Here is a 4032-nt window from a genome sequence, read left to right as displayed (position 1 = left end):
AGACAGGCGTCGGCCTGCGGTGAGGACTTTGTCTGGCGCGTGCGGTCGGGGTTTTCCTTCAGCGCGCGCGGATCGACTTTGATGAGATGCATGGGATGTTCCTTTCGAGATTGAGCCGGCCGTTGGAGCCGTCTTTCCTGGTCTTCTTCCCGAAGACACCTCGGCAACCGCGGAGCAGGCGGGCCGGCGCAACTGCGGCCGAGCATCCCTGCCTGGCCGGACCAGCGGGGCTTTCAGCCCTGCGCAGGACGACGGGCCGGGATCGCGAGCGGCGCGGTTGAGCGTAAGCGGCGGCGGCCAGCCCGATCAGCGACCAGCCGTTCCTTCCTTCTTCGTTCTCCTCCCCGGTACTGCCTGCAACCGCCCCGTCCGGCGGAATGCTCGCGAGCCACGACCGCGCGCCACCTCGTCCTTTGGGGTAGCTGACCGCCTCCAGCCTGTGGGGTGGCCAGCGCGTCGGAAAGTTGGATCGGACGGTCCATCGCAGCGCAGAGGTCATTTCCCGGTTGTTGAGGGAGAGTATCTTCGCTATTCCTCGTTTCGATATTTCAAGGATCATTGAAACGTGGATGAACATCGAGCCCTGATCGTCTTTGGCGCCCTGTCGCAGGAGACGCGCCTGCGCGCTATGCGCCTGCTTTTGGTGGCCGGGCCTGATGGCATTGCCGCCGGTGCGCTGGCCGAGCAGGTCGAGGTCTCACCGTCCAACGTCAGCTTCCATCTCAAGGAGTTGGAGCGCGCCGGCCTCGTCACGCAGCGGCGCGACGCGCGCTCAGTCGTCTACAGCGCCGAATACGACGCTCTGTCCGGCCTGATCCGCTTCCTGATGGAGGATTGCTGCTCGGGCCGTCACGAAATCTGCGCACCTGCGCTCGCCGCCCCCCGATGTCAGCCCGTCACCAGGACCCGGCAATAATCAGCTCACTTCGTTCCAGGCAGCATCACATGACAGTATTCGATCTTCCGCGCCGGTTCGCCGCCGAGTTTCTCGGCACCGGCCTGCTGGTGGCGACAGTCGTCGGTTCCGGCATCATGGCCGAGACCCTGACGCATGACACGGCCCTGGCGCTGCTCGGCAACACCTTGGCGACCGGCGCCATGCTGGTCGTCCTGATCACAATCCTCGGGCCGATCTCCGGCGCCCATTTCAATCCGGCCGTCTCGCTGGTTTTCTGTCTCAATCGGTCGCTGCCTGCCCGCGATCTTCCGGCCTATTTGGTGGCCCAGGTCGCCGGCGGCATCGCCGGTACGATCGCGGCGCATCTCATGTTCGCTTTGCCGGTGCTGGAAGTCGCGACGAAGCTGCGAGCCGGGCCGGCGCAATGGTTCTCCGAGACCGTGGCGACATTCGGCCTCGTCGCGGTTATTCTTTCCGGCCTCCGCTTCGAGCAACGCGCGGTGCCATGGCTGGTCGGCCTCTACATCACCGGCGCCTACTGGTTCACCGCCTCTACATCCTTCGCCAATCCGGCCGTGGCGTTGGCGCGTTCGATTACCAACACGTTCTCCGGCATCAGACCGATCGATCTGCCGGGCTTCATCGTCGCTGAGCTGCTCGGCGCCTTGATCGCGCTGGCACTGATGGGCTGGCTGCTGCGGCCCGAGATCATTCGGCAAACCCAGCCACAGAAGGCACAGTCGTGACGGTCACCATCTTTCACAATCCCGCCTGCGGCACCTCGCGCAACACGCTCGCCATGATCCGCGCCAGCGGCGAAGAGCCGGTGGTGATCGAATATCTGAAGACGCCGCCGAGCCGCGAGCGGCTGGTCGAGCTGATCGCGGCGATGGGTATCACCCCGCGCGAACTGCTGCGGGAGAACGGCACGCCATACGCCGAGCTTGGCCTCGCCGACCGCAAATGGAGCGACGGCGAGCTGATCGATTTCATGCTTGCCCATCCGATCCTCATCAACCGGCCGATCGTCGAGACGCGGAAGGGCACAAGGCTATGCCGGCCTTCGGAGGCGGTGCTGCCGCTGCTCGATGATCCGGTGCGCGATTTCGCGAAAGAGGACGGGGAAAAGGTCACCTACACGCCGGCCTGATCGGCAGCTGCTCTGGCGTCGCGACCGGGCAGAGAGCACGACGCGCGAGGAAGATGCATGCCCAGATTTGATTTTCGGGTCGAGGATCGTCATTCAACACTGGAGAGCGGCAGCTGGATTGAGGCACTATCGACAGAGCGGTATATATCGGGCTGCCACCTTGACAAGCGCAGGCAAAAACCCTAGCTACGGGACCGTGAGGCGCAACGGATTTGTTGCCCTCTTTCCGAGACCCACGCCAAAAGCGTGGGTTTTCGTGCTTCTGGGGGGTACGATCTGACCTACATCGCCTATCTCGATGAATTCGGCCATATCGGTCCCTATGTCGATCGCCAGGATGCAAAATACAAGGAGAGCCCGGTTTTCGGGTTGGCCGGGCTCGTGCTGCCGATGAATGAGGTGCGCGGTTTCGGCACGTGGTTCTTCCAAAGAAAATGCGAGCTTCTGGATTTTGAGATCAAGAGGGCTGGCGTCCATCCGGCGATTTGGGAGAAGAAAGGCGCAAGCCTCTACACAGTGACCAATGTCACCAAGTATCGTGAGCTTCGCAACACGACCAACCGGCTTCTGAACAAGATCGAGACGATCGGCGGCTTCGCTTTTTATGTCGGGCTTCAGAAGAACCTGCCGCCCGACAAGCACAATCCGAACTACCTCTACAACCGGGTGCTGCTGGAAGCCATCAAGCGGATCGACTCCTTCTGCGCGGAAGATTGCGATCCCAAGGGCCACTTCATCCTGGCGCTCGATGAGCACGACCAGCGCCAGAACCTCATAACCGCGGCGGCACGCAGCATGTATGGCGCCGGGGAGCCGCGAAAGCGGCTCATCGAGCCGCCATTCCAGCTGGAGAGCCACCGATACCAGACCTTGCAGGCCGCCGACTGGATCGCCGGCCTGGTTGGCCGCTTCGGCGCATATTGGTGCGACAAGGACGCCTACGCCGACTACAAGGTGTTTGCCAATCATTTCGAGCACCGGCTGCACCGGGCAGCCAAACGAAGCGGTATTCGCACCAATGCCCCGAGGGCAACGCAATGAGTCAGGCGGCGACGGCATCCGCGACGACTTCGATGTCGGCCGCGAGGGCTTCTTCGACCTCGGCAAGCTGCCGGCGCTTTTCGGCCAGCTCGCCGGCGAAGGCGAATTCTCCGCCGTCGCGGGACTGGTAGGAGGCGAGACGGCGCCGGGCTTCGGCGAGACGCTGCCGATAGCGTTCCCGGTCCTGGTCGAAACTCGACAGGGCATGTTCGAGCCGGGCGACCGCGCCGAGCGGCGTTACCGTCACCGGCAGCTCGATCTCATCATCGGCTCCGGTGAGCTGGAGGACAGTGGTGTAGCGATAGCCGTCCTGCCCGAAGCGCTCGCCACAGAATTGCAGGTCGAACCCGCCGATCGAGGCGATGAGGGTCTCGCCGTCATGCCGTAGCTGGATCAGGGTGAGAATCTCCTTCATCAGTGCCCGGCCGGCCTGCTTGCGCTTGGCGTAAGACCTGTCGGTCACGCTCATGGCAAAGGCCTCACCGGCTGTCGGAACAAGCCGCTCCCTGTCCTTGCCGATTTCCGCGATACGGCGCGTCGAATGCGCGATGTCGCGCTCGGCGTCGCGGATCTGCCGGCGCACGGCATGCTGGTCGTCGATATGGGCGGCGCGCAGGCGCTCGAGCCGTGCAATGTCAGCCTCGAGACCGGCCTTCTGCATCAGACGCTGGTCACCAGAAGCAATCGCCTTGGCCACGGCGAACTGGTTCGCCTGCCCTTCGCCCAGATCTTCCAACCGCCGGATGGAAGTGTCACCGGAGAGTGCTGCGGCGATGAAGCGGGCCTTGCGCTCGTTGTTCTGCCACATGGTGGCGTCGAGCGAGCCTTCCGTCGCATAGGCGAAGATCTCGACCTCGTCATGCTGGTTGCCCTGGCGGACGATGCGGCCCTCGCGCTGCTCGATCTGCGAGGGGAGCCAGGGCACGTCCAGGTGATGCAGCGC

4 protein-coding genes and 1 pseudogene are annotated in these 4032 nt (G+C 63.6%); 4 read left to right on the top strand and 1 reads right to left on the bottom strand.

What is annotated here, in order from left to right; all coding sequences use genetic code 11:
• Positions 1-565: 565 nt before the first annotated feature.
• The 4 genes from EOA24_RS29585 to EOA24_RS29570 all read left to right on the top strand — a co-directional run bounded on the left by EOA24_RS29585 (position 566) and on the right by EOA24_RS29570 (position 3089).
• Positions 566-916 carry a metalloregulator ArsR/SmtB family transcription factor gene (locus tag EOA24_RS29585; protein ID WP_127410365.1) on the top strand — a complete coding sequence of 117 codons (351 nt, stop codon included), beginning with the start codon at positions 566-568 and terminating at the stop codon, positions 914-916.
• 29 nt (positions 917-945) lie between these two features.
• The gene (locus EOA24_RS29580; protein ID WP_127410364.1) at positions 946-1644 is read left to right on the top strand and encodes an MIP/aquaporin family protein; all 699 of its coding nucleotides are present in this window, start codon (positions 946-948) and stop codon (positions 1642-1644) included.
• Positions 1641-2048, top strand: a complete 408-nt coding sequence (arsC, locus tag EOA24_RS29575; protein WP_127410363.1) for an arsenate reductase (glutaredoxin) — start codon at positions 1641-1643, stop codon at positions 2046-2048. The genes EOA24_RS29580 and arsC overlap by 4 nt, the downstream gene beginning before the upstream one ends.
• 246 nt (positions 2049-2294) lie before the next feature.
• Positions 2295-3089 carry a DUF3800 domain-containing protein gene (locus EOA24_RS29570; RefSeq protein ID WP_210213614.1) on the top strand — a complete coding sequence of 265 codons (795 nt, stop codon included), beginning with the start codon at positions 2295-2297 and terminating at the stop codon, positions 3087-3089.
• 1 nt (position 3090) lies between these two features.
• Here the strand turns inward: EOA24_RS29570 and EOA24_RS29565 are convergent.
• Positions 3091-4032 (bottom strand): annotated as a pseudogene (locus EOA24_RS29565) (lactate dehydrogenase); the annotation flags it as partial.

Origin of the sequence: Mesorhizobium sp. M2A.F.Ca.ET.039.01.1.1 (assembly GCF_003998035.1) — a bacterium.
GTDB lineage: Bacteria > Pseudomonadota > Alphaproteobacteria > Rhizobiales > Rhizobiaceae > Mesorhizobium.
The sequence above is the reverse complement of the archived record's forward strand: the minus strand, read 5'-3'. Positions and strand labels throughout refer to the sequence as shown.